Origin of the sequence: Lactiplantibacillus fabifermentans DSM 21115, from assembly GCF_000498955.2 — a bacterium.
Lineage (GTDB): Bacteria > Bacillota > Bacilli > Lactobacillales > Lactobacillaceae > Lactiplantibacillus > Lactiplantibacillus fabifermentans.
Genome location: NZ_AYGX02000131.1, coordinates 1 through 1,798 on the forward strand (window position 1 = coordinate 1; position 1,798 = coordinate 1,798).

The window sequence follows — 1,798 nt, forward strand, 5'->3', positions numbered from 1 at the left end:
GAGGCTGTGACATAAGTCTCTAAATTTAAAGCTGGTGAAGTGAAATCTTCGGATTTCGCTTCACCAGCTTTTTGGTATAATCAAAATAAAAAAGAGTATCGGTTGCCCCCGATACTCTACGAAATTATCCCCGAAAGGATATTCCAAATATGCAAGATTATTATAACATGAACCAAACCACTATGAGTATCGCTTTAGACTACATTCCTGAAGAAAATCATCCTGCCCGTTACATCAATACGTTAGTTGAATCATTGAAAATTGACTATAACTATCAGTTTGGTCGCCCTCGTGAATATGACCTAGCGGCCATGTTGAAACTGGTCTTATTAGCTTATACATACGGCATCTTTAGTAGTCGTCGAATAGAAAAATTTGCTCGTGAGAATAAACCCGCTGGCTGGTTAATTGCTGACCAAGTGCCCTCATATCGAACTATTTGTCGTTTTAGAATTTCAGACGAATTAGCAAAATTAACGGATAAAAGCCTTGGTAACTTAACGGTGTTTTTAGAACAACAAGGGTTAATTAATGATGTCTCATTCATTGATGGTACTAAGATTCTAGCAGATGCTAATAAGTACAGTTTCGTTTGGAAAAAGAATACAATCCGATTTGATAAGTCCAACCGTGACCAATTGGTCGCGATTTTAGGTGAATTACATGAAGCCAAAGTAATTGGTGAAGTACCAGCTGGATCGGAAGTTACACCAGAAATGTTGGATGCCATTATTGGTGTTGTTGAAGATAAATTAATTGCCTTGGACGAAACTGTTAAAGCGACTGAAAAGGTGTCACCTAATCCAGCTAAACAACAACGGCGTAAACTCAAATCTAAAAAACGTAAATTGGACGAACGTTGCGAAAAAATGCGTGAACACGAGCAACAACAAGCGACCTATGGTAAATGGCGCAACAGTTATTCTAAAACGGATCATGATGCCACATTCATGCGGGTTAAAGAAGACCCAATGCAAAACGGTCAATTAAAACCAGCATATAACTTACAGATCGCAACCAACAATCAATTCGTCACTGGATTTGATGTTTTTCAAAATCCAACTGATACACGCACTTTTCCAACATTCCTAAAACACTTAAAAGCACACCAAGCCCTCGGAAAAATCATTGTCGCTGATGCCGGATATGGTTCCGAAAGTAACTACCGTTATTGCGAAGATGAATTAGAAAAATATACTGTGCTCGTGCCGTACGGTACGATGCTTAAAGAAAATAGTCGTAAGTGGAAAAGTGATGATCGTAAAGTTATGAATTGGGATTATTATGATAAAGACGATTACTTTATTGATCCCAAAGGTGTGCGTTTTAACTTCAATGCTTATCGAGAACGAACTGATAAATATGGCTTCACACGACAGTTCAAAGAGTATGTTGCCGAGAAGTATGATGAAAATCATCAACTTACACCGGATGCGCTCACGGCAAAAGGAAACTTACGCCGAATCTCAATTAATGAAGCTTGGGAATATTTTAAGGCTAAAGAACGTGACCTGCTTTCAGCACCAGAAACCGGCTCAATTTACGCTCAGCGTAAAATTGATGTCGAACCAGTTTTTGGCAAAATGAAGGCTTATTTGCATTTCAATCGATTCTCGGTTCGTGGACTTGATAAAGTCAAAAAGGAAGCCGGAATCGTTGTTATGGCACTAAATATCCTCAAGTTGACCGCAATAGGTCGACCTACCCAACAAAAAGCTATGAACAAAAACCCACGCAAAACCAAAATTCGGTTTTGCGTGGGTTTTTACGATTTAGGAACTAGTTATGTCACAGCTCC

The 1,798-nt window shown here is 38.9% G+C and carries 1 protein-coding gene; it reads left to right on the forward strand.

The features are described from left to right. Window positions 1-149: 149 nt before the first annotated feature. A partial coding sequence (locus DY78_RS11100; RefSeq protein WP_024626251.1) for an IS1182 family transposase occupies window positions 150-1,798 on the forward strand: 1,649 nt, incomplete at its 3' end.